General features: G+C 62.7%; 16 protein-coding genes and 1 tRNA gene. 9 read left to right on the top strand and 8 right to left on the bottom strand.

Going from position 1 to position 22,402, the window contains the following annotated elements; all coding sequences use genetic code 11:
- The first annotated feature begins 52 nt into the window (after positions 1-52).
- Positions 53-1,930: a glycosyltransferase family 2 protein gene (locus tag HPQ62_RS11695; RefSeq protein WP_174802718.1), complete on the top strand. Its 1,878-nt coding sequence runs from the start codon at positions 53-55 to the stop codon at positions 1,928-1,930.
- A gap of 8 nt (positions 1,931-1,938) precedes the next feature.
- On the opposite strand, the gene HPQ62_RS11700 is transcribed toward HPQ62_RS11695, so the two are convergent.
- A tRNA-Gly gene (locus tag HPQ62_RS11700) sits at positions 1,939-2,012 on the bottom strand.
- Positions 2,013-2,551: 539 nt separating this feature from the next.
- Between HPQ62_RS11700 and HPQ62_RS11705 the strand changes: the two genes are divergently transcribed.
- Positions 2,552-3,604, top strand: coding sequence for a DUF475 domain-containing protein (locus HPQ62_RS11705; RefSeq protein ID WP_174802719.1), 1,053 nt, complete (start codon positions 2,552-2,554; stop codon positions 3,602-3,604).
- Positions 3,605-3,678: 74 nt separating this feature from the next.
- On the opposite strand, the gene HPQ62_RS11710 is transcribed toward HPQ62_RS11705, so the two are convergent.
- On the bottom strand, positions 3,679-7,182 hold the full coding sequence (locus HPQ62_RS11710; protein ID WP_174802720.1) for a PAS domain-containing hybrid sensor histidine kinase/response regulator: 3,504 nt from the start codon (positions 7,180-7,182) through the stop codon (positions 3,679-3,681).
- A 187-nt stretch (positions 7,183-7,369) separates the two neighbouring features.
- Between HPQ62_RS11710 and HPQ62_RS11715 the strand changes: the two genes are divergently transcribed.
- Complete coding sequence (locus HPQ62_RS11715; protein WP_174802721.1) at positions 7,370-8,536, top strand: pyridoxal phosphate-dependent aminotransferase; 1,167 nt, start codon at positions 7,370-7,372, stop codon at positions 8,534-8,536.
- A gap of 184 nt (positions 8,537-8,720) precedes the next feature.
- Here HPQ62_RS11715 and galE read toward each other — a convergent pair whose 3' ends face one another.
- From galE to HPQ62_RS11730, 3 genes are read right to left on the bottom strand one after another with little or no spacing between them, the layout of a single operon-like run.
- The gene (galE, locus tag HPQ62_RS11720) at positions 8,721-9,713 is read right to left on the bottom strand and encodes a UDP-glucose 4-epimerase GalE (RefSeq protein ID WP_174802722.1); all 993 of its coding nucleotides are present in this window, start codon (positions 9,711-9,713) and stop codon (positions 8,721-8,723) included.
- 27 nt (positions 9,714-9,740) lie between these two features.
- A complete protein-coding gene (locus HPQ62_RS11725) occupies positions 9,741-10,778 on the bottom strand; it encodes a UDP-glucose--hexose-1-phosphate uridylyltransferase (protein WP_174802723.1) in 1,038 nt (345 codons plus the stop codon).
- 5 nt (positions 10,779-10,783) lie between these two features.
- Entirely contained in the window at positions 10,784-11,941 is a 1,158-nt protein-coding gene (locus HPQ62_RS11730; protein ID WP_174802724.1) for a galactokinase, read from the bottom strand.
- Positions 11,942-12,317: 376 nt separating this feature from the next.
- Here HPQ62_RS11730 and HPQ62_RS11735 point away from each other — a divergent pair, with 376 nt between their 5' ends.
- Genes HPQ62_RS11735 through HPQ62_RS11750 form a run of 4 tightly spaced genes read left to right on the top strand, consistent with a single transcriptional unit; the run spans position 12,318 to position 15,784 of the window.
- Positions 12,318-13,184, top strand: coding sequence for a metal ABC transporter substrate-binding protein (locus HPQ62_RS11735; protein WP_244629662.1), 867 nt, complete (start codon positions 12,318-12,320; stop codon positions 13,182-13,184).
- A complete protein-coding gene (locus HPQ62_RS11740; RefSeq protein WP_174802726.1) occupies positions 13,181-14,074 on the top strand; it encodes a manganese/iron ABC transporter ATP-binding protein in 894 nt (297 codons plus the stop codon). Before HPQ62_RS11735 ends, HPQ62_RS11740 begins: the two co-directional genes overlap by 4 nt.
- Positions 14,067-14,930, top strand: coding sequence for a metal ABC transporter permease (locus HPQ62_RS11745; RefSeq protein WP_174802727.1), 864 nt, complete (start codon positions 14,067-14,069; stop codon positions 14,928-14,930). Before HPQ62_RS11740 ends, HPQ62_RS11745 begins: the two co-directional genes overlap by 8 nt.
- Positions 14,927-15,784 carry a metal ABC transporter permease gene (locus HPQ62_RS11750; protein ID WP_280516273.1) on the top strand — a complete coding sequence of 286 codons (858 nt, stop codon included), beginning with the start codon at positions 14,927-14,929 and terminating at the stop codon, positions 15,782-15,784. The genes HPQ62_RS11745 and HPQ62_RS11750 overlap by 4 nt, the downstream gene beginning before the upstream one ends.
- On the opposite strand, the gene pyrC is transcribed toward HPQ62_RS11750, so the two are convergent.
- Entirely contained in the window at positions 15,760-16,803 is a 1,044-nt protein-coding gene (pyrC, locus tag HPQ62_RS11755) for a dihydroorotase (RefSeq protein ID WP_174802728.1), read from the bottom strand. The two genes, HPQ62_RS11750 and pyrC, sit on opposite strands and share 25 nt — an antisense overlap.
- A gap of 177 nt (positions 16,804-16,980) precedes the next feature.
- Here pyrC and HPQ62_RS11760 point away from each other — a divergent pair, with 177 nt between their 5' ends.
- Both HPQ62_RS11760 and HPQ62_RS11765 read left to right on the top strand, forming a co-directional pair.
- Entirely contained in the window at positions 16,981-17,748 is a 768-nt protein-coding gene (locus tag HPQ62_RS11760; RefSeq protein ID WP_174802729.1) for a LamB/YcsF family protein, read from the top strand.
- A 165-nt stretch (positions 17,749-17,913) separates the two neighbouring features.
- Positions 17,914-19,092: an MFS transporter gene (locus tag HPQ62_RS11765; RefSeq protein WP_174802730.1), complete on the top strand. Its 1,179-nt coding sequence runs from the start codon at positions 17,914-17,916 to the stop codon at positions 19,090-19,092.
- A gap of 235 nt (positions 19,093-19,327) precedes the next feature.
- Here the strand turns inward: HPQ62_RS11765 and lysS are convergent, their stop codons facing one another.
- Positions 19,328-20,815 (bottom strand): lysine--tRNA ligase, encoded by a 1,488-nt coding sequence (gene lysS, locus HPQ62_RS11770; protein ID WP_174802731.1) that lies wholly within the window; start codon positions 20,813-20,815, stop codon positions 19,328-19,330.
- Position 20,816: 1 nt separating this feature from the next.
- The gene (gltX, locus tag HPQ62_RS11775) at positions 20,817-22,283 is read right to left on the bottom strand and encodes a glutamate--tRNA ligase (RefSeq protein ID WP_174802732.1); all 1,467 of its coding nucleotides are present in this window, start codon (positions 22,281-22,283) and stop codon (positions 20,817-20,819) included.
- Between the last annotated feature and the right edge of the window lie 119 nt (positions 22,284-22,402).

Genomic DNA, 22,402 nt, shown 5'->3' on the forward strand with positions numbered 1-22,402 from the left:
ATCGTTTACTAGTATAAACTTCATTCATCGGTGCGCATTTAAGAGGGGTCTAATGTCCATCTTGAAGCAAGCTGCTGTACAGTCCTTTGCACAGGGCGAGACGCCTGCGCGCGATCTGCCTGAAACCATGCGGAAGGAACGCCGCATGCTGTGCCGGCTGGGCTTCGACGAAGCGCTCATCGAAAGCGCCCTGAAAGCCGCGCGCGCCAACAACACCTCGATTGAGACCGAGTTGCTTTCAAGCGGTGCGGTGGATCAGGACGTCTATTACAGGAGGCTCGCGCATTATCTGGTACTGCCCTTTGAAGCGCGCCTTCCCGAGGACTGGGTGGTCGACCGCCCGAGCATGGATCGCCTGCTTTCGGACCCGCGCGGACTGAGGCTCGATCACGGCGCGGCAGAGCGTCGCTACGGCGTGGTGCCGTCTGCCCACGATCTCGCCGATCTCCACATCCGTCTGTCCTCGCATCCCGAAATCAGGCGTTGCGTGATCATCACCACGCCGCGGGCCGTGCGCGCTGCGGTTTGGAGGGCCGGCGCGCGCCGACGGCTGTTCGACACCGTGAACGAACTGATGGTGTGGGAGCCGCGGTTTTCGTCGAGGATCGTGTTCTGGGGCAAGCAGGGCTTTCTTCTGGGCGGCGGCGCAGCCTCCTTCGTGACCGGCCTCCTGTTCTTCCCCGTCGAGACGCTGCTTGCTTCCCACATCATCTTCACCGCGCTCTACCTGTTTTCGCTGCTGGTCAGGCTGGCCTCGGCGCGCGCCGCATCGAACACCCCCACCGGCTCCGCCATTACCCCTCACCGCGACCTGCCGGTCTACACGCTGCTGATACCGCTCTACCGGGAAGCCGGCATGATCGCGCAGCTCAGGCAAAGCATGGAGGCGCTCAACTGGCCGGTCTCCAAACTCGATATCAAGCTCATCTGCGAGGAGGATGACCGCGACACGCGTGCGGCCATCGTAAATGCCCGGCTTCCCGCCCAGTTCGAAACCGTGGTTGTGCCGCCCGGCGGACCGCGCACCAAGCCCAATGCGCTGAATTATGCGCTGCGCGGCGCGCGCGGACGATATCTGGTGATCTACGATGCCGAGGACCGGCCCCATCCCGACCAGTTGCGCGAGGCGTTCGAAACCTTCCGCCGCGCGCCGCGCCAGCTCGCCTGCCTGCAGGCGCCGCTCACGATTTCCAATATCGGCTGCAACTGGATCACCGGGCTCTACGCCTGCGAATATGCCGGACTGTTTCGCGGCATCCTGCCGTTTCTTGCCCGCCACCGGTTTCCGGTGCCGCTCGGCGGCACCTCCAACCATTTCCGCATCGAGGCGCTGCGTCGCTGCCGCGCCTGGGATCCCTACAATGTCGCGGAGGACGCCGATCTCGGCCTGCGCCTCCACCGTCTCGGCTATTATTGCGGCGCGATATCCCTTGCAACGCTTGAAGATGCGCCGACCGGGATAGGGGCATGGATTGCCCAGCGATCGCGCTGGATCAAGGGCTGGCTGCAGACGACGCTGGTGGCGCTGCGCGAACCCGGCCGGTTGCGCGACGAGATCGGGCTTTTGAATTTCGCGGTGTTCCTTGCAAGCACCGGCGGGCTGATCCTGTCGGCGCTGCTGCATCCGCTGCTGTTCGTCTCCGTGGTCACCACGGCCTGGCTGATGCTGCAGCCGGCGCCCGACCCCGGACCGATACAGCAGGTGCTGACCGGCATCGATCTCATCAATATCCTGGCAAGCTACTGGATCTTCCTGAGGCTCGGCGGCTCACGGATGACCAAGGGCGAGCTCGCGCGCATGGGCGCAAGCGCCGTCTGGCTGCCAGTCTACTGGCTGATGCTGTCGTTTGCGGGATGGAAGGCTTTTCTGGAACTCTATCACGCGCCCTATCTCTGGCGCAAAACCGACCACCGGCCCTCTGAATCGTGAGGAAAGACTGGAGCGGGTAGCGGGAATCGAACCCGCGCGTTCAGCTTGGGAAGCTGACAGGCTACCATTACATCATACCCGCCGGCGCACGGATACGGCCCCAGCAGGACCTCCAAGCGTGCGACAACCCGCTTTCAATATCACCGCGCCACCGCGCCCGGCAAGCCGAAAATGCGGAGCCCGGAGCGGCGGGCGAAGCGCGCGTTGCGGCATCGGATGGAACGGCAGCGGCGATGGGCGATCGCTTTCTCGTTCCAGGCGTTGCCGTTCTCTCAAGGCCTGCATTGAGCCCGGAAGTGCGGCGTGGCCCGCGCCTTCGGCACGGCCTCTCCCCGCCTGGCCCCGCGCGGTTACGGGCATGGGGCTTGACGGCGGGCCGTTGGGGAGTAAATGTCATGTCCAGTCCGGCCGGACCTCGTGAGGCGGCAGGACGAACCCGGTGCCGGGCCCCTCTGGCGAGAGTTCTGACGGCGCTCTCGTGATGTCGGTACCGCCCGCAAATTAGCCGGCGGACATGGTTACCTTGCTTCAAAATCTGACGTTTAGGACGCCTGCGCGTGGTCTTCGCGCATGCGCTTTTTTCTGTGATCCGATATCTTTCACCCTGCGGGAGGCGCATCCATGAGAGCCTCCACCCTGTCCTATTTCAAATGGGCCTTCATCATCACCATCCTCGGCCTCGCTGCCAGCACGCTCTTCGGCTATTTCAGCTTCGGGGTCAGCGGTGCGCTTGCTTTCCTGTTCATCACCGCGGTTCTGGCGGTGCTGGAGATTTCACTTTCCTTCGACAATGCGGTCGTCAATGCCAACAAGCTCAAGACCATGAGCCATGTCTGGCAGAGGCGCTTCCTGACCTGGGGCATCCTGATCGCGGTGTTCGGCATGCGGCTGGTGTTCCCGCTGGTGATTGTGGCGCTTGCCGCCAAGATCGGCCCGATCGCCGCCATCCACCTCGCCTTTGCCGAGCCGAAGACCTATGCCGCGATCATGCAGGAGGCGCATCTGCCGATCGCAGCCTTTGGCGGGACCTTCCTGCTGATGGTCGGGCTCTCCTATTTCTTCGACCACGAAAAGGAGGTCCACTGGTTTGCGCCTCTCGAACGGCCGATGGCAAAGCTTGCCGCCGTCAAGGGCATCGAGACCGGCATTGCGCTGATCCTGGTGCTGGTATTTTCCAATCTGGTACCGGACGGGCGCGCGGAGGACTTCCTCTATCCGGCGCTCTACGGTCTCCTGACCTATCTCGCGATCGAGGTGTTCAGCGGGCTGATGGATGCGACCCAGACCCAGACCGTCAAGGCCGCAGCGCAGGGCGGGCTCGGTGCCTTCATCTATCTCGAAGTGCTTGATGCGAGCTTTTCCTTCGACGGCGTGATCGGCGCCTTTGCGCTGACCAAAAACCTGCTGGTGATCGCGATCGGCCTTGGCATCGGGGCGATGTATGTGCGCTCGCTGACCATCATGCTGGTCGACCGGCAGACGCTGTCGCAATTCCGCTTCCTGGAGCATGGCGCGTTCTACGCCATTCTGGTGCTGGCGGTGATCATGTACACCCAGACGCTGCTGCATATTCCGGAAGCGATCACTGGTCTGGTCGGTGCGGGCCTGATCGCGCTTTCGCTGTGGTCATCCATCCGCTGGCGCAAGCTTCAGGAACTCGTCGACACGATCTGACGATCGGGGCGGGTCCTTCAGGGACCCGCCCTTTCGCCCTTCTTGCTTGCTATCCCTTCGAAGCAGCGCGCCGTCTATTCGGCGGCCGCCTTGTGGAAGATCGCGATCTGGCTAAGGAAGGCGCGCACCAGAGCGGGCTTCAGGGGCTTGTGCTGAACCACGATATCCTCCTCGACCGCCAGGTCACGCACATCCTGCGTGCGGTCAGCGGTCAACAGCAGCGCCGGGATATGGCGCTGGTAGTGCTCGCGCAGGATCGTCACCGCATCGACGCCGCTTGCACCATTGTCGAGATGGTAGTCGGCAATGATGACATCGGGCACGATATCGATTGCCCGCGCCTCGTCGGGCCCGCGCGCGGTGTGGATATCCGCGCCCCAGCCGCCGAGCAGAACGCGCATGCCGGCCAGGATCGCCTCCTCATTGTCGATGCACAGAACCTTGAGGCCTGCAATCGCCTGACCGGGCAGCCTGCCTTGAGGCTTGGCCGCGGGCTGGCCGGCATCGGCGCCAATCTCGGCAAACGGCACGGCAAGGCGGAACACTGTCCCCTCGCCCGGCGCCGAGGACATGGTCACCGGATGTTCGAGCATTCGCGCCAGCCGGTCGACGATCGAAAGACCGAGGCCAAGCCCATGGGCTGCGCGCGCGCCTTCATCAAGCCGCGTGAATTCCTTGAACACGCTTTCGGCCTTCGATGCGGGAATGCCGATCCCGGTATCATGCACCTCGATCACCGCGTGATCGCCCTTGCGCCTGACGCCGACCAGAACCTTGCCGCTGATGGTGTATTTGATCGCGTTGGAGACGAGGTTCTGCACCAGGCGTCGTAACGCCTGCGCATCCGAGCGCACCTTCAGCGAGGACGGGACCACGACCAGATCGAGGCCCTTTTCATCCGCCAGCGGCCGGAAATCCGTTTCCACCCGTTTCAGCGTATCGCCGAGGCTGACGGTGGTAAAATGCGGCTTCATCGCACCGGCATCGAGGCGCGAGATATCAAGCACCGCGCCCAGAATATCCTCGACCGACTGAAGTGCGGAATCGATCTTGTCGGAAAAGTCGCGGGCCTCGCTTTCAGGTGGCAGCCGCTCGCCAAGGGCTGTGGCATACAGGCGGGCTGCATTGAGCGGCTGGAGAATGTCGTGGCCGGCTGCGGAAAAGAAACGCGTCTTGCCGATATTGGCCTCATCGGCGGCCGCACGCGCCAGCCGCAGGGCATTGTTGACTTCGGTCAGCTCCGCCGTGCGCGCGGCCACGCGCTGTTCCAGCGTTTCATTGGCCTGCTTGAGGGCGAGATCGGCTTCAACCCTGCGGGTGATATCGGTAAAGGTCACCACCATGCCGGCATCAGGCATGGCGCGGGACTGGACCTCGATGATCCGCTTGCCGCCGTCGAGCACCATCGGGAAGGCGGTCTCGTGGGCGCGCAGCTTGCGCAGCGCCTCCTTCGCTTCCTCGCCTGTCAGATCCCCGCGCGAGGAGAGCCGGCCGACGATGTTGATCAGCGGGTAGCCCACCTGACCGACCTCCTCGGGAAGATCGAGAAGCGCGCGGAACCGCTTGTTCCAGACCGTCAGCCGGTTGGCGGCGTCGAAGACGGCGATACCCTCATCCATCTGCGACAATGCGGTCTGCAGCAGGCCCTGATTATATTGCAGGGCCTCGCTTGCCTGATCGAGCAGGAAGGCGGCATCGCCCGATGCCGACTCGGCACGCTGCAGTACCAGCGACAGCACGAGACGCGCCGATGACGAGCCGATGGCGGTTCCGAGCAACTGTTCCGAAAAATGAATGAGCGCCATGTCGGCCTGCTCGTCGTCCGCCATGCGCCGTCCGGCATTGCGTTCGAAGGTGGCGAAGGAGCGGGCCGTGCGCTCGGCGCCGAGATAGCCCTTCAGCGTTTCGCGCAGCGCGCCGACCGAAACGCCCGTGCCGATGCCGCGCGCCGTCGATTGCCAGCGGGTCTGGCGCTTGACGAAGATGCCGGACTGGATCCGCTCCAGCGGCCGCGCAGGCCGGCTCAGCGAACCGAACACGAGGCCCGCAATGTTGACCGTGAGCGACAGGCAGGTGACGTTCAGCAGGATATCGGCATCCGGCCCGACAAAAAGGCTCGTCCCCGGAATGAGGAAATTCATGACCGCGCCCGCAACCGCCGACTGATCCGGCCCGCCAAGGCTTGGCACGAACAGCAGGTAGATCCAGGTGATGAAGCCGAGTGACAGGCCGACAATGGCGCCGCGGGCGTTGGCATTACGCCAGACGAGCCCGATGAGAAGCGCCGGCGCCACCTGCGCGATCGCCGCAAAGGCCAGAAGCCCGATCGAGAACAGACCACGATCGCTGTCGATATGGCGGTAATAGGCATAGCCGAGCAGCATGACGCCGAGGATCGAGGCACGCCGGACATTGAGCAGCAGGCGTGAGAAATCCTGCCGCCGCCCCTCGCCCGACATCATCCGCCGGCGCAGGAAGATCGGATTGACGATATCGTTCGACAGCATGATCGCAAGCGCCACCGAAGCGACGATGACCATGGCGGTGGCCGCCGAGAACCCGCCGAGAAAGGTGATCAGTGAAATGACGCGCTGGCCGAAGGCGATCGGCAGTTCCAGAACGTAGAGATCGGGGTCGACGTTAGGGCCAAGCGTCATCGCCCCGCCGATCGCCACCGGCAGGACCAGAAGATTGATCGCGATCAGATAGAGCGGAAACAGGAAGCGGGCGAGGTTGAGTTCTCCCTCCGAGCGGTTTTCGACCACGGTGACATGAAACTGACGCGGCAGAAGCAGGATGGCGCAGGCAGACAGGACCGTCAGCAGGATCCAACGGCTGATCGGCGTCTCATAGGAAAGCGCTGCGGCCGCCACGGCGTGTTCCCGCGCGGAAGCGAGGAGATCGGCGGGGCCGTCAAACAGCACGAACAGTGCGAACAGCCCAACGGAAGCAAAGGCAACGAGCTTGATGACGGATTCCATCGCGATCGCCAGGATCAGCCCGTCCTGGTGTTCGGTGGCATCGGTGTGGCGGGTGCCGAACACGATCGCGAAACTTGCCAGCGCCAGCGTGACGGCAAGCGGCAGGCCGACGCCATAGGCAGCGCCCGCCGACAGGAAGCCCGGCTCGCCGCCGACCATGACCGAGACGGAGTCCGAGACCGCCTTTAGCTGCAATGCGATATAGGGAATGGCTGCGGCGAGCGAGATGATGGCGACAAGGCCCGCGACGATCGGGTTCTTGCCGTAGCGGGCCGCCAGAAAATCTGCGGCCGAGGTCAGCTTTTCCGCCTTCGCCAGCGCAACGATGCGCTTTACCAGCGGCATGCCGACGGTGAAGACCAGGATCGGACCGATATAGATGCCGAGGAATTCGAGACCGCGCGTGGCCGCGAGGCCGACGCCGCCGAAATAGGTCCACGAGGTGCAGTAGACGGCGAGCGACAGCGCATAGACCACATTGCGCCCGTCGCGCGGGCGCATCTGCCGCTTTGCCTGCCGGTCGCCAAAGCTTGCGACCGCAAACAGCAGCAGTATATAGAGCAGCGCCGATAGCAGGATCAGCCAGCCGGGCAGCATCCCTTCATTCTCCCGTTCTGATGCGAAGCACTCAAATTTGCCGCGCAGCACGACGATATGCCAAGGGCAAGGATTTTGAAATGCGACTGTCGCAGCACACACATGACAAGTTTCAATCGATCGACGCCGAAAATTGATGGCATCCAGGGCGCGCTCCGGTTTAAGAGAGGACGACAGGAGACTCAAAATGCGCCTTATCGAAAGCCTCAGCCACCGTGCCCGGTCAGCCCCCGAAAGCGGTATCGTAGAGATCGTGAACTATGCCCGCGGCCGCGACAATCTGCTGCCGCTCTGGGCCGGTGAAGGCGACCTGCCGACACCCGCCTTCATCAATGAAGCGGCCAAGCGGGCGCTCGACAATGGCGAGACCTTCTACACCTACCAGCGCGGCATTCCGGAGCTGAGGCAGGGCATTGCCGACTACTATCGGCGCCACTTTAAGGCAGACCTTTCGCCGGAGCACATCTATGTCACCGGATCGGGCATGCATGCGATCAAGCTGATGGTCGAGGCGCTGACGGCGCCGGGCGACGAGGCAATCTACCTGACCCCGTCCTGGCCGAATATCGCCGCAGCCCTTGGCGTTTCGGGCGCGCAGCAGGTGGCCGTGCCGCTGACCTTTGCCGATGGCGCCTGGTCGCTCGACATCGAAAAGGTCGAGGCCGCGATCACCGACAAGACGACGATGATCTTCGTCAATACCCCATCGAACCCTTCCGGATGGACGGCAAGCCTTGCCGATCTGACAGCCCTTCTCGATATTTCGCGCCGCCACGGCATCTGGATCCTCGCCGACGAGATCTATGCGCTCTACCATTATGCCGGCGGCCGCGCGGCCTCGTTCCTCGACATCATAGAGGAGGGAGACCGGGTGGTGTTTGCCAACTCGTTTTCGAAGAACTGGTCGATGACCGGCTGGCGCGTCGGCTGGGTGGTGGCGCCGCCCGTGCTTGGCGATGTCATCGAAAACCTGGTGCAGTACACCACGTCGGGCGTCTCGCAGTTCATGCAGCGCGGCGCGGTGGCCGCCGTCAATGACGGCGATGATTTCGTGGCGGAAAACATTGCAAGGGCGACGGAAGGCCGCGACATCTTCTGCGACCGGCTTCTCGCCACCAACCGGGTGCAGACGCTGAAGCCCGCGGGCGCGATCTATGCCTATCTGAAGATCGACGGCATCACCGACAGCCGCCGGGCGGCGCTCGACATCGTCGACAAGACCGGAGTCGGCCTTGCGCCAGGCTCCGCCTTCGGCCCCGGCGGCGAGCCCTTCCTGCGTGCCTGCTTCCTGCGCAATGCCGGCCAGCTGTCAGAAGCCGCCGACCGTCTGGCGGATTATATCGCGCGGATTTGAGGGCGCACAAACGCGCCCTTCTCTTGATGAGTCATGCTCGTGCCTGACACGAGCATCCAGGCCGCACGGGAAACTCTGCCTGGACCCTCGGGTCAAGCCCGAGGGTGACCCGAAGATGGAGTGATACGCAGCGAGGACAGAAACGGCCCAACGAAAAATCGGGCCGGCGCATCTTTGCCGCGCCCTAAAGCTTCACCCTGCCGTTCACCAGCTGGTCTTCCCAGGCAAGCGCGTGCTTCACGATCGTGTCGAGGTCATCATATTTCGGTTCCCAGCCGAGGATCTCGCGCACGCGGGCATTGTCGGCAACCAGCGCCGGCGGATCGCCGGGGCGGCGCTCGGCCATGTCGACGCGGAAATCGACGCCCGAGACCCGCTTGATCGCATCCACCACCTGCAGCACCGAGAAGCCGTGGCCATAGCCGCAATTGGCGACGAAATTGTCGCCGCCGTTCAGGAGATGCATCAGCGCCTTCACATGGGCATCGATCAGGTCGGTCACATGGATATAGTCGCGCAGGCAGGTGCCATCAGGCGTTGGATAATCCGTGCCGAAGACCTGCATGCGGTTGCGCCGGCCGGTTGCGGCCTGGGCGGCGATCTCGATCAGATGGGTGGCATGTTCGCGCGTCTCGCCCGTGCGGCCCTGAGGATCGGCGCCGGCGACGTTGAAATAGCGCAGGGCCGCATATTTGAAGCCGTAGGCGGCGGCACTGTCGCGCAGCATCACCTCGGTCATCAGCTTCGACCAGCCATAGGGCGAGACCGGCTGCAGGTTCTGCTCCTCGTCCAGCAGGTCCACGCCCGGTTCGCCATAGACGGCGGCGGTGGAGGAAAACAGGAACGCCTCGATCTTGGCTTCGACGGCGGCCTCGATCAGCGCGCGCGATTTCACGGTGTTGTTGTCGTAATAGGTCAGCGGGTCGGAGACCGAATCCGAGACCACGATCGATCCGGCAAAATGGGCAACCGCATTGATGCCTTCGTCGGCGATGAGCTTTGCCACCAGCTTGCGGTCGGCGATATCGCCCTTCACCAGCTTCGCAGCTTCGGGAACAAGCTCGTCATGACCGGTCGAAAGGTCGTCGAGAACCACCACCTTTTCTCCGCGATCGACAAGCGCATGGGCCATGTGTGAACCGACATAACCGGCGCCGCCGGTAACCAGGATCGTCATTTTCGTGTTCCCTTCCGCTGTCTTTTTTCAACCGGCGAGATAATGCGTATCGGAAAGCGCGCGCAGCCGGTCTGCGGCCTGTTCCGGTGTGAGATCGCGCTGCGGCGTGCCGAGCAGCTCAAAGCCGACCATGAACTTCTTGACGGTCGCCGACCGCAGGAGCGGCGGATAGAAATGAGCGTGCATCACCCATTCATCGTGATCCTTGCCATCCGTCGGGCGCTGGTGAAAGCCCATGGAATAGGGGAAGGACGTGGAGAACAGGTTGTCGTAGCGGATCGTGATATGGGAGAGCGCCTCGGCGAGGTCGGTCCTCTCCGATGCGGTCATCTCTTCCATCGAACGGATATGCCGCTTCGGCAGCACCATGGTTTCGAAAGGCCAGACCGCCCAATAGGGCACCAGCACCACGAAGCCGTCATTTTCAAACAGGATGCGCTCGCCAAGGGCCTGCTCCTGCTTGAGATAGGCCATCAGAAGCGGGGTGCCATGCTGCTCGAAATAGGCGGTCTGGGTTTGTGTTTCCCGCTCTGCCGCATTGGGCAGATTGCGGCTCGCCCAGATCTGGCCGTGCGGATGCGGATTGGAACAGCCCATCATCGCGCCGCGATTTTCGAAGATCTGCACATGGCCGATATCCGGCCGCGCGCCAAGTTCGACATATTGTTCGACCCAGGTATCGACCACCCGCGCAATGTCGGAGACCTCCATGCGCGCAAGCGTGAGATCGTGGCGGGGCGAAAAGCAGATGACCCTGCAAAGGCCGCTTTCGCCTTCCGCCATCAGCAGGCCGTCGCGAAAACTCTCCTGCGGCGCATCTTCCGTCAGCGCGGCAAAATCATTGTCGAAAACGAAGGTGTGGCTGTAATCCGGGTTCTTTTTACCGTTGATGCGGGTATTGCGGGCGCAGAGATAGCAGTCCGGATCATGGGCCGGCATCTCCGGCACATCCGCGTCCTCCACCTGTCCCTGCCAAGGCCGCTTGGCGCGATGGGGCGACACCAGGACCCATTCGCCCTGAAGCGGATTATACCTGCGGTGCGGATGATCGGAAAACGTGCTCATGTCTCTCAGTCCCTCAGCGGCCCGGCGCCATCTTTCGGCGCGCAGGCAAAGATTTCGGAGGTGTGGCCGGTCGCCTCGCGATAGGCAGCGCGGACATTCTCCATGAACGCCTCGACATCGCCTGCGGCAACCAGCGCCACCACGCAGCCGCCGAAGCCGCCGCCGGTCATGCGGGCGCCGTACACGCCCTTCTGCGCCTGTGCGATATCGACGAGAATATCGACCTCTTCGCAGGAGATCTCGTAATCATCCCGCATCGAGGCATGGGAGGCGTTCATCAGTCGTCCGAAAGTCTCCAGATCGGCATTTTGAAGCGCATCGGCGGCTTGCAGAACCCGCTCGTTCTCAGTCACGATATGGCGGCAGCGGCGGTAGGTGACATCGGAGAGGGCATCGCGGTTCTCCTCGAGGTCCTCGAAAGAGACATCGCGCAGCGCCCGGATTTCGCCCAGCGCCGTGCGCAGCAGCCGCACGCCTTCCTCGCAGGATTGGCGGCGCCGATTGTATTCGCCGTCGGCAAGGGCATGGTGGACCATGGAATTCGCAACCACGATCCGCGCCTTGTGATCGATCGGCACCGTGCTTCCCTGAAGCGTGCGGCAATCGATCATCAGCGCGTGGCCTTCAACGCCATTGCATGAGATGAACTGGTCCATGATGCCGCACCGCATGCCGACATAGTCGTTTTCCGCCTGCTGGCAGATCTTCGCAAGTTCCACCGGATCGACGTCGTGACCGGCAAGCGACAGCAGCGCATAGCCGACCACCACTTCGAGGGCTGCCGAAGATGAAAGTCCGGAGCCGACGGGAACGGAGGAGGACACGAGAATATCGGCACCCGCGAGATGCTTGCCGGCGCGCTCCAGCATCACCGCGACGCCGAAGGCATAATCGGTCCAGTCACCGCGCGGTGTGTGCTCGTCCGCATCGAGGTCGAGCTCGGCGAATTTGTCATTGTTGAGGGACCGAATGCGCACCATCCGGTCGGCGCGACGGGCGGCTGCGGCATCGGCCTGGTATTCGAGCGCTGCCGGCATCACGAAACCATCATTGTAATCGGTGTGTTCGCCGATCAGGTTGACCCGGCCGGGCGCTCTGAAAAGCTGCGGCTCCCCCTGGAAATAGTCGAGAAACCGTGCGCGCAAAGCCTCGGATGCAGCCATGAACAAACTCCCCCATTTCAAATCGTGCGCATATGAGGTTGAAACTCGGGCCTCGTCAAGGTCCGGGCGGTCGGCATGCGGGCGGCGCGCTGCCCGTCCGCCCGCCAGGATCCTTGCATCGCGCAGCCTGGCTTGAAGCTGGAGGTCGTGATGGCTCCGAGGAAGCCTTTGATCTGAGGGCAAGACCTGAGGACAAGTTCGGCCATGCTGGGTGGAGCCTGCGCATATTCCAGCGGTGTCCGGCTGCCGTGTTGCGAATGATTTGCAATAGCATTTGACAAGGACGCAAGTCGGCCCCATGTTCGTTGCAAGTAATTCTTAACTGCATTTCAGGGTAGGCTTGATGAAGACCATAAAGGCCGCATGCGCGGCAGCCATGCTTTCGGCCCTGTCTGCGGCCGCGTCATTGCCGGCATTTGCCGCCGGCCCGCCGAAAGTGGTCACCACATTTACCGTGATTGCCGACATGGCCCGCAATGTTGCAGGCGAGCATGCCGAAGTGGTCTCGATCACCAAGCCAGGCGCTGAAATTCACGGCTATACGCCAACGCCACGCGATATCCTGAGTGCCCGCGACGGCGACGTGATCTTATCGAACGGGCTCAATCTTGAGCGCTGGTTCGAGAAATTCCTGCAGAACCTTGGCGACGTGCCGAATGTGGTTGTTTCCGATGGCATCACGCCCATCGATATTGCGGGCGGCGAATATGACGGCAAGCCGAACCCGCATGCGTGGATGTCGCCGGACAACGCCGAAATCTATGTCGCGAACATCCGCGACGCCCTGATCGCAATCGACCCCGACAATGCGGATGCCTACACCGAAAATGCCGCAGCCTACACCGCCGAAATCCGGGCGGCGCTGCAGCCGATGCGCGACGCGCTTGCCGCCGTGCCGGAAGACCAGCGCTATCTGGTAACGAGCGAGGGAGCGTTTTCCTATCTCGCCCGCGATCTCGACCTGAAGGAGCTCTATCTCTGGCCGGTCAATGCCGACCAGCAGGGTACGCCGCAGCAGATTCGCCAGGTGATCGACACGATGCGGGAAAAAGGTATCGAAGTGATTTTCTCCGAAAGCACGGTTTCCGACAAGCCCGCCCGCCAGATCGCCCGAGAAACGGGGGCGGCCTATGGCGGCGTGCTTTACGTGGATAGTTTGAGCGCGGAAGACGGACCGGTGCCCACCTATCTGGATCTTCTGTCGGTCACCACGGAAACGATCGCAAAGGGCCTTGCCCAATGACCGATGCAGGTCTTGCCGTCGTAAACGCGACCGTCACCTATCGCAACGGCCACACCGCCCTTGCGGGCGCGAGTTTCGAAATCCCGAAGGGCACCATCACGGCGCTCGTCGGCGTCAATGGCGCGGGCAAGTCCACGCTCTTCAAGGCCATCATGGGCTTCGTGCCGCTTGCCCGGGGAACGGTTGAAATTCTCGGGCTTCCGGCCGCCACAGCGTTGAAAAAGAACCTTGTCGCCTATGTTCCGCAGGCCGAAGAGGTCGACTGGAACTTCCCCGTCCTGGTGGAAGATGTCGTGATGATGGGGCGTTACGGCCATATGGGTTTCCTGCGCCGCCCGTCGGCGACAGACCGCAAGATGGTCGCGGCCGCCCTCGAAAGGGTCAATATGACCGGCTTTTCCCGCCGCCAGATCGGCGAGCTTTCCGGCGGCCAGCGCAAGCGGGTGTTCCTCGCCCGGGCGCTTGCACAGGAAGGTCAGGTGATCCTGCTCGACGAGCCCTTCACCGGCGTCGATGTCAAGACCGAGGAGCAGATCATCGCACTCCTGCGGGAGCTGCGCGACGAGGGCCGGATCATGCTCGTTTCCACCCACAATCTCGGCTCCGTGCCTGAATTCTGCGACCGGACCGTGCTGGTTAAGGGTACCGTGGTGGCCTATGGACCGACGGAATCCACCTTTACACAAAGGAACCTGGAGCAGACTTTCGGCGGCGTACTGCGTCATTTCGTGCTGGAAGGCCCAGCGCTCCACGATGACGCAGACAAACGCCGGGTCAAGGTCATCACCGACGACGAGCGCCCCTTCGTCATCTATGGTGAGCCGGGCACGGATACGATCGCGGAAAAATCCGCGCGCCTCTCGCCAGGCCAGGACGGCGACGATGATTGACCGGCTCCTGGAACCGCTTTCCTACGCCTACATGCTGAACGCCATCTGGGTGAGCGCGCTGGTTGGCGGCGTCTGCGGCTTTCTCTCGGCCTATCTTATGCTGAAGGGCTGGTCGCTGATCGGCGATGCGCTGTCCCACTCGATCGTGCCGGGCGTGGCCGGCGCCTATATGCTGGGCCTGCCGTTTTCACTCGGCGCCTTTGTGGCCGGCGGGCTCGCCGCGGGCGCAATGCTGTTCTTCAACAGAAAGACGAAACTCAAGGAAGACGCGATCATCGGCCTGATCTTCACCGGCTTTTTCGGGCTTGGCCTGTTCATGGTCTCGGTCTCGCCGGTCCCGATCGACATCCAGTCTATCATCATGGGCAATGTGCTGGCGATCACCCGGTCCGACACCATCCAGCTCGTGATCATTGGCGGCGTGACGCTTTCGATACTGGCGTTCAAGTGGAAGGACCTGATGGTGGTGTTCTTCGATGAAAACCACGCCCGCTCGATCGGCATCAATCCCGATATCATGAAGGTGCTGTTCTTCACCCTGCTCGCGGCCTCGACCGTGGCAGCGCTCCAGACCGTCGGCGCCTTTCTTGTCATCGCACTGGTCGTCACCCCGGGCGCCACCGCCTACCTCCTGACCGACCGGTTTCCGCGCCTGATCGCCCTTGCCGCCGCCATCGGCGCCATCACCTCCGCGCTCGGGGCCTATGTCTCGTATTTCCTCGACGGCGCGACCGGCGGCGTCATCATCGTCATGCAGACCGCCCTGTTCCTGATTGCCTTCGTGGCCGCCCCCAAGCACGGCCTGCTGGCCGCAAAGCGCCGCGCCCGCCGGGCGCTTCAGGAGCAAACGCCATGAACGATTTCTGGATGATGGCGCTGTTCCCGTTCCAGCTCGATTTCATGCTGAAGGCCTTCGCGATCACGCTGATGGTGTGCGTGCCGATGGCGCTATTATCCTGCCTTCTGGTGCTGAAGGGCTGGTCGCTGATGGGCGACGCCGTCTCGCATGCCGTGCTGCCGGGCGTCGTGGTCGCCTATATGATCGGCCTGCCGCTTAGTCTCGGCGCCTTCGTTGCTGGCATGGTCTGCGCGCTGTCGACCGGTTTTCTTTCCGAAAACAGCCGGATCAAGGAGGATACGGTGCTTGGCATCGTGTTCTCCGGCATGTTCGGCCTTGGACTGGTGCTCTACGTCAAGGTCCATTCCGCCGTCCATCTCGACCACATCCTGTTCGGCGACATGCTGGGCATCTCGATCCGGGACCTGGTCGAGGCAGGCCTGATCGCCCTGGCCGCCACGGCCTTCCTGACGCTGAAGCGCAAGGACCTGCTGCTGCATGCCTTTGACGAGCAGCATGCCCGCGCCATTGGCCTGCCGACGAAGGTCCTGCATTACGGGCTGTTGATCGTGCTGTCGCTGACGGTGGTCGCGGCCCTCAAAGCCGTCGGCATCATCCTGTCGGTCGGACTGCTGGTCGCCCCCGGCGCGATCGCCTTCTTATGGACAAGACGGTTTTCAACCATGCTGCTGGTGGCGCTTGCGGTGGCAATCGGATCCACGCTTTCAGGCATCTATGCAAGCTTCTACATCGACAGCGCGCCGGCGCCGACCATCGTGCTGGTGATGACGCTCGCCTTCATCGCAAGCTTCATCCGCACCATGATCGCTTCCCGGCGCACCGCGCGTCAGACGGCCTCGACGTCCCAATAGAGCGGGAACTTCGGATCGAACACGGTGACGGGACCGGCCCCGGTCTCCCGCTTTGCCGGATATTCGACCGGATTGTCGCGCTTGACGAGCGTAATCGTCTCCTCGTTCGGCTTCAGCCCGTACCACGCGGGACCGTTGAGCGAGGTGAAGGCTTCAAGCCTGTCGAGCGCACCCTCGTTTTCGAACACATGGGCAAGGCAGCTCATGGTGTTGGGGGCAGTGTAGATACCGGCGCAGCCGCAACCGCATTCTTTCGCCGGATCGACATGGGGCGCGGAATCCGTGCCCAGGAAGAAGCGGCTGTCGCCCGAGGTGGCGGCGGCGACCAGCGCCTTCCTGTGTTCCTCGCGCTTGGCGACCGGCAGGCAGTAATAATGCGGGCGGATGCCGCCAACGAGCATATCGTTGCGGTTGATGATCAGGTGATGGGTCGTCAGCGAACCGGCAAGGTTCTTCCGTGCATCCTTGATGTAATCGACGCCATCCTTGGTCGTCACATGCTCCATGGTGATCTTCAGTTCCGGCAGGCGGCGGCGGATCTTGTCAAGCACGGTCTCGATGAACACCGCCTCGCGGTCGAAGATATCGACGTCCTTGTCCGTGACCTCGCCGTGAACGCAGAGGTTGAGGCCGATCTCGGCCATCTTTTCCAGAACCCCCATGGCGCTGTCGATGTTGCGCACGCCGCTTGCCGAATTGGTGGTGGCGCCGGCCGGATAGAGCTTGACCGCACGGATCAGCCCCTCGTTCCAGGCAGACGCCACATCGGCAGGCTCCGTGGTCTCGGTCAGATAGAGCGTCATCAGCGGCGTGAAGCGCGCGCCTTCGGGTATCGCGGCAACAATCCGGTCGCGATAGGCGGCGGCATCCACCGCCGTCACCACAGGCGGCACCAGGTTGGGCATGATGATCGCCCTGCCGAAATGACGCGCGGTATCGCCGATCACGCCTTCCAACATGGCCCCGTCGCGCAAATGCAGATGCCAGTCGTCAGGGCGGCGGATTGTCAGGTTTTTCATCGGGATCTCCATGGCGGATAGAGGGCTGGCATACGGCTTTCGGCCTCAAAATGGAAGTCCGCCGACCGGACGCCAGCGTGGAATAGGAAAAAAATCGGGCGGTTTTTCGAAGCGCCCGTTGTTTGGAACCGGGCAGAGACCCTAGATAGATGGAAAGACCCGACCGGAGAAAACGACATGACCGCACCGCGCATCGACATCAATTGCGACATGGGCGAGAGTTTCGGCGCCTGGGACAAGGGCGACGATGCCGAGATGCTGAAGATCGTCTCCTCCGCCAATGTCGCCTGCGGCTTCCATGCCGGTGATCCCGACACCATGGCAACGACCTTCGTGCTGGCGCGCGACCGCAATGTCGCCGTCGGCGCGCATCCGGGCTTTGCAGACCTGATGGGCTTCGGACGCCGGCGCATTCCCTATTCGGCGACAGAGATCGAGCGGCTGGTCGCCTACCAGATCGGCGCGGCGCAGGCGATGGCGCAGTATGTCGGCCATCCCATTACCCACGTCAAACCCCATGGCGCGCTCGGCAATCTGGCGCAGGAGGACAAGGACGTCGCGCGCGCGGTCTGCAATGCCATCAAGGCCGTCGACCCTGCGCTGATCTGTCTTTCGATCGCGCTCGGCCAGCAGCAGCAGATCGCCGCGGAAATGGGGCTGACCGTTGTTTCCGAGATCTTCGCCGATCGCGGCTATGACGACGACGGCGTGCTCCTGTCGCGCGGACGACAGGGCGCGGTGATCCGCGATCCGGCCGAAGCCGGAAGGCGGGTCGGCGCTATGGTGACGGAGGGCGCCATCATCACGGCAACGGGAAAGCGTATCCCGACCGCCATCGATTCCGTCTGCGTTCACGGCGACACGCCCGAAGCCGTTCCGATTGCATCTGCAGTGCGTGAAGCGCTTGAAAGGCAGGGATACGCGATCACCAACTTCATCCACTAGGCCAAGTCTGCGCAGGCCGGCGGATTGGTTGCAGCATCAATGGACTCTGCTCCGCCTTTTCGGGAATGCAGATGGCCCCTCAAAAAAACTGGTTGTGGCGGGGTGGCCGGTCTAAGACAGGCCGAGCATGATCCGGGCGGCGCGCCCGGGCAATGAGGCCCGCCCATGACAGACAATGCCTTCCGCAATATCAATATTCTGACGATGGCTCAGGCTATCGGCGGCGCAGCGCCTCCGATCGTGATCTCGCTCGGCGGCATTGTCGGCGGCACGCTTGCGCCCGATCCCGCCTTCGCGACCCTGCCCGTCAGCCTCTACAATGTCGGCGTGGCGCTCGGCACCCTGCCGGCCGCATGGATCATGCGCCGTTTCGGCCGGCGCGAGGGCTATGTCTTCGGCGCGCTGATCGGCATCCTGGGCGGCCTGCTGGCGGCAACCGCGATCGCGGCAAGCACCTTCCTGCTGTTCTGTCTCGCGATCATGGCAGTTGGGCTCTACGGTTCCTACATCCAGAGTTTCCGCTTCGCGGCCGCCGATGCCGTTTCAGGCGACATGAAACCCAAGGCGATCTCGCGGGTTATGGTCGGCGGTCTTGCAGCCGCGATCATTGGCCCGCAGATAGCGATGCACACACCGGATGCGGTTCCAGGCATTCCCTATATCGCGAGCTTCATCTGCCTAGCGGGGCTGGCATTGCTCACACTCGGACTTGCCACGCGACTGACACTCCCCAAACCCGTAGCTGTCAGCATTTCCGGCGGAAGGCCGCTTTCGGAGATTGCCCGCTCGCCCCGCTTCATCCTCGCCGCAGGCACCGGTATCATCTCCTACGCGATGATGTCCTTCATCATGACTGCTTCGCCACTTGCAATGGTCGCCTGCGGCCATTCCGTCAATCAGTCGACGCTCGGCATTCAATGGCATGTGCTGGCGATGTTCGGGCCGAGCTTCTTTACCGGACGCCTGATCGCCCGGTTCGGCAAGGAAAGGATCGCGGCAACGGGTCTCGCGCTGATTGCGGGCTGTGCGGTGGTCGCGCTTTCGGGCCTCGGCCTCACCCATTTCTGGCTGGCGCTGATCCTGCTTGGGCTGGGCTGGAATTTCGGCTTCATCGGCGCGACAGCGATGATCACCGATTGCCACACGCCGGAAGAGCGCGGCAAGGTGCAGGGCCTCAACGATTTCCTCGTCTTCGGCTCCACCGCCACCGCCTCGTTCATGGCAGGCGTCTTGGTGCATATCGACAATGGCTGGAGCCTGATGAACTGGCTGGTGTTCCCGGCCGTGGCGCTTGCGCTGGTACCGCTGATGTTAAGCCGTGGGTTCGCTGCGCGGATGAGGTAAGAGAAGCCGTCCAAAAGCGCCGCTGCAGAGCCTCGGATTGCCGCCAACCTCTCACCCAGCTGTCATGCTCGGGCTTGAACCGAGCATCCATACTGAGCAGGCAATGGATTCTCACTCTTTGACGCCGTGCGCCCCCGCCTGGATCCTCGGGTCAAGCCCGAGGATGGCACCCGTGGGTGTGGCAAGGCCCCTCAACCATCAGGGCTGCCAGCTGGAGCGGGCAGCGTAGCATGGTTCAGTCCCTGTGTCGGCGGGCCGGGAACAGGATGACGTCGCGGATCGAGGGGCCGTTGGTCAAAAGCATGATCAGGCGGTCGATGCCGATGCCGAGGCCGCCTGCGGGCGGCATGCCGTGGTCCATGGCGTTGAGGAAATCGTCGTCGAGACGCTTGTCCTTTTCGCCGCGGGCGTGAGCCTGTTCGAGCTGCTCCACCATGCGGCGGCGCTGTTCCACCGGGTCGTTGAGCTCGGAGAAGGCGTTGCCGAGTTCCCAGCCGTTGACATAGGTCTCGAACCGCTCGACGAGGCGCGGTTCGCCCGGCACTTCCTTGGCGAAGGGCGAGATGTCCTTCGGAAAGTGGGTGACGTGGGACGGCTGGATCAGCGTGCCCTCGACCTTTTCCTCGAAGATGAAGGCGAGGCATTCGCCCCAGGTCCAGTCATCCTCGATCTCGAAGCCGGCAGCCTTGGCGGCAGCGCGCGCTTCCTCGTCGGTCGCGATCGCACGGAAGTCGATGCCGGTCGCATCCTTCACCGCATCGGGCATCGGCACGCGCTTGAACGGGCCCTTGAAGTCGAGCTCGGTCTCGCCGAACATCAGCTTCGTATCGCCGTGGAGCGAGAGGGCGAGCCTTTCGAACATCCGCTCGACGAGGCCCATCATGTCCTCGTAGTCGGCATAGGCCCAGTAGCATTCCATCATCGTGAATTCGGGATTGTGCCGGGTCGATACGCCTTCATTGCGGAAGTTGCGGTTGACCTCGAACACCTTGTCGGTGAGCCCCGAGACAAGGATGCGCTTCAGATAAAGCTCCGGCGCGATGCGCAGATACATGTCCATGTCGAGCGCATTGTGATGCGTCTTGAACGGGTCGGCCGTCGCGCCGCCATAGATCGACTGCAGCATCGGCGTCTCGACTTCCATGAAGCCCTCGTCTTCCAGGAAGCGGCGGACGCCGGAGACGACCTTCGAGCGCTGGATGAAGCGGAGCTTGGAATCCTCGTTGCTCATGATGTCGAGATAGCGCTGGCGATAGCGCGTCTCGATATCGGCAAGTCCGTGATACTTTTCCGGCATCGGCTTCAGCGCCTTGGTGAGCATGGTCAGCTCCCGGGCGTTGATCGTCAGCTCGCCGCGCTTGGTGCGGCGCACGACGCCGGTGACGCCGACGATATCGGCGAGATCGACCAGCGACCAGAGCTCGCGCACCTCTTCGGGCGTCGTGTCCTTGTGCGAGAAGATCTGGATCTTGCCGGAAGCATCGCGCAGATCGACGAACATGCCGGAATTGCGCATCGAATAGACGCGGCCGGCGACGGTAACGACATCCTCTGTCGTCACGTCATCGGGCAGGTCGGCGTATTTTTCGGCCAGTTCCGCATTGGTGATGGTGCGGTGGAAATGGGCCGGATAGACGTCGCCGATCTTCTCGCGGAGGATATTGAGCTTCTGGGCGCGGACTTCGGTCGCGTCGGAGGAAAGTTCTTCGGTCTTCTTGTTCATCTTACTTCTTTGCCTCTTCTGCGACCATGCCCGCGACGACACCCTCGGCCGTCTTCAGCCGCTGGCGCACGACAGCGCGGCCGAGAATGGCCATCGAGTCGAATAGCGGCAGCGACCGCGACGAACCGGACATGGCGACGAACAGCGGCGCGACCACGGTGCGGAGCTTCTTGTCCATATCCTCGGAAAGCTGGCGCAGCGCCTCCTCGATGGTGGTGACGTTCCATTCGACCAGCTTTTCGAGCACCGGCTGAACCGCCTGGAGGATCTCGAGAATCTCGGCCGGGCTGGTCTTCTTGATCTTCGCGAAGGCGTCGGCCTCCGGCACCATGTCCGACTGCAACAGGAAGCCCATCAGCGCCGGCAGTTCGCCAAGCTTGGTGATCCGGCTCTGGGAGAGTTTCAGCCCTTCCTGGAGACGGGCATTCTCGGCGGCCCAAGCGGCAACGCGGACGATGAAATCCTCTTCCGAAAGCGTCTCGCGCAGGAACCGCCCGTTCAACCATTCGAGCTTCTGGGTGTCGAAAACGGCGCCTGACTTGTTGAGGTTGTCGGCGTCGAATTTCTCGATCAGCTGATCCATGGTCATCAGCTCTTCACCCTCGGAAATCTGGATGAAGAACAGGCCGAGGAAGTTCATCAGCGCTTCCGGCAGATAGCCAAGCGCCGAGTAATACGAGATCGAGGTCGGGTTTTTCCGTTTTGAAAGCTTCGACTTGTCGGGATTGCGCATCAGCGGCAGGTGGAAGAACTGCGGCGGCTCCAGACCCAGATAGGTGTAGAGCAGGATGTGCTTCGGCACCGAGGCCAGCCACTCCTCGCCGCGCGCCACATGGGTGATCTTCATCATATGGTCATCGACGACGTTTGCCATGTGATAGGTCGGCATGCCGTCGGCCTTCAGCAGCACCTGCATGTCGACCGCATCCCACGGGATTTCCACGTCGCCATAAACGCCGTCGGTAAACTTGCAGGCGCCTTCCGTCGGGATCTTCATGCGCACGACATTGGGCTCGCCCGCTTCGATCCGCTGGGTGACTTCCTCTGCCTTCAGATGCATGCAGAGCCCGTCATATTTCGGCGCACGGCCTTCGGCGCGCTGGGCGGCGCGCATGCGGTCGAGCCGCTCGGGCGTGCAGAAGCAATGGAAGGCATGGCCTTCGGCGACCAGGCGGTCGACATAGGGCTTGTAGAGGTCCTTGCGGTCCGACTGGCGATAGGGACCGTAAGGGCCGCCGACATCCGGACCTTCGGCCCATTCCAGGCCGCACCATTTCAACGCGTCGAGCACGTTCTTCTCGAATTCGGGCGTCGAGCGCGTGGCGTCGGTATCCTCGATGCGCAGGATAAATGTACCGCCCATCTTCTTTGCGTAGAGGTAATTGAACAGCGCGGTATAGGCTGTGCCGACATGCGGCTCGCCTGTCGGAGAGGGTGCGATGCGCAGGCGCGGGCCGGTTGTGCTCATGGTTTTTGTCCGTACCGCAGCCTAACCGCGGCTTTCTCTCGAGAAATGCTGAATGTGCGGGGCCGGCAACTCCCAGCCGGAAGGCGGCCCGATCAGGCCTGCCTTTGTGCATATTCATC

This window comes from Martelella limonii, from assembly GCF_013344475.1.
Classification (GTDB): Bacteria; Pseudomonadota; Alphaproteobacteria; order Rhizobiales; family Rhizobiaceae; genus Martelella; species Martelella limonii.

Bases quoted from the DNA above. Each gene is read 5' to 3' on its own strand.
- HPQ62_RS11695 (WP_174802718.1), top strand. From the start codon at position 53: ATGTCCATCTTGAAGCAAGCTGCTGTACAGTCCTTTGCACAGGGCGAG.
- HPQ62_RS11705 (WP_174802719.1), top strand. From the start codon at position 2,552: ATGAGAGCCTCCACCCTGTCCTATTTCAAATGGGCCTTCATCATCACC.
- HPQ62_RS11710 (WP_174802720.1), bottom strand. From the start codon at position 7,182: ATGCTGCCCGGCTGGCTGATCCTGCTATCGGCGCTGCTCTATATACTG.
- HPQ62_RS11715 (WP_174802721.1), top strand. From the start codon at position 7,370: ATGCGCCTTATCGAAAGCCTCAGCCACCGTGCCCGGTCAGCCCCCGAA.
- galE (WP_174802722.1), bottom strand. From the start codon at position 9,713: ATGACGATCCTGGTTACCGGCGGCGCCGGTTATGTCGGTTCACACATG.
- HPQ62_RS11725 (WP_174802723.1), bottom strand. From the start codon at position 10,778: ATGAGCACGTTTTCCGATCATCCGCACCGCAGGTATAATCCGCTTCAG.
- HPQ62_RS11730 (WP_174802724.1), bottom strand. From the start codon at position 11,941: ATGGCTGCATCCGAGGCTTTGCGCGCACGGTTTCTCGACTATTTCCAG.
- HPQ62_RS11735 (WP_244629662.1), top strand. From the start codon at position 12,318: ATGCTTTCGGCCCTGTCTGCGGCCGCGTCATTGCCGGCATTTGCCGCC.
- HPQ62_RS11740 (WP_174802726.1), top strand. From the start codon at position 13,181: ATGACCGATGCAGGTCTTGCCGTCGTAAACGCGACCGTCACCTATCGC.
- HPQ62_RS11745 (WP_174802727.1), top strand. From the start codon at position 14,067: ATGATTGACCGGCTCCTGGAACCGCTTTCCTACGCCTACATGCTGAAC.
- HPQ62_RS11750 (WP_280516273.1), top strand. From the start codon at position 14,927: ATGAACGATTTCTGGATGATGGCGCTGTTCCCGTTCCAGCTCGATTTC.
- pyrC (WP_174802728.1), bottom strand. From the start codon at position 16,803: ATGAAAAACCTGACAATCCGCCGCCCTGACGACTGGCATCTGCATTTG.
- HPQ62_RS11760 (WP_174802729.1), top strand. From the start codon at position 16,981: ATGACCGCACCGCGCATCGACATCAATTGCGACATGGGCGAGAGTTTC.
- HPQ62_RS11765 (WP_174802730.1), top strand. From the start codon at position 17,914: ATGACAGACAATGCCTTCCGCAATATCAATATTCTGACGATGGCTCAG.
- lysS (WP_174802731.1), bottom strand. From the start codon at position 20,815: ATGAACAAGAAGACCGAAGAACTTTCCTCCGACGCGACCGAAGTCCGC.
- gltX (WP_174802732.1), bottom strand. From the start codon at position 22,283: ATGAGCACAACCGGCCCGCGCCTGCGCATCGCACCCTCTCCGACAGGC.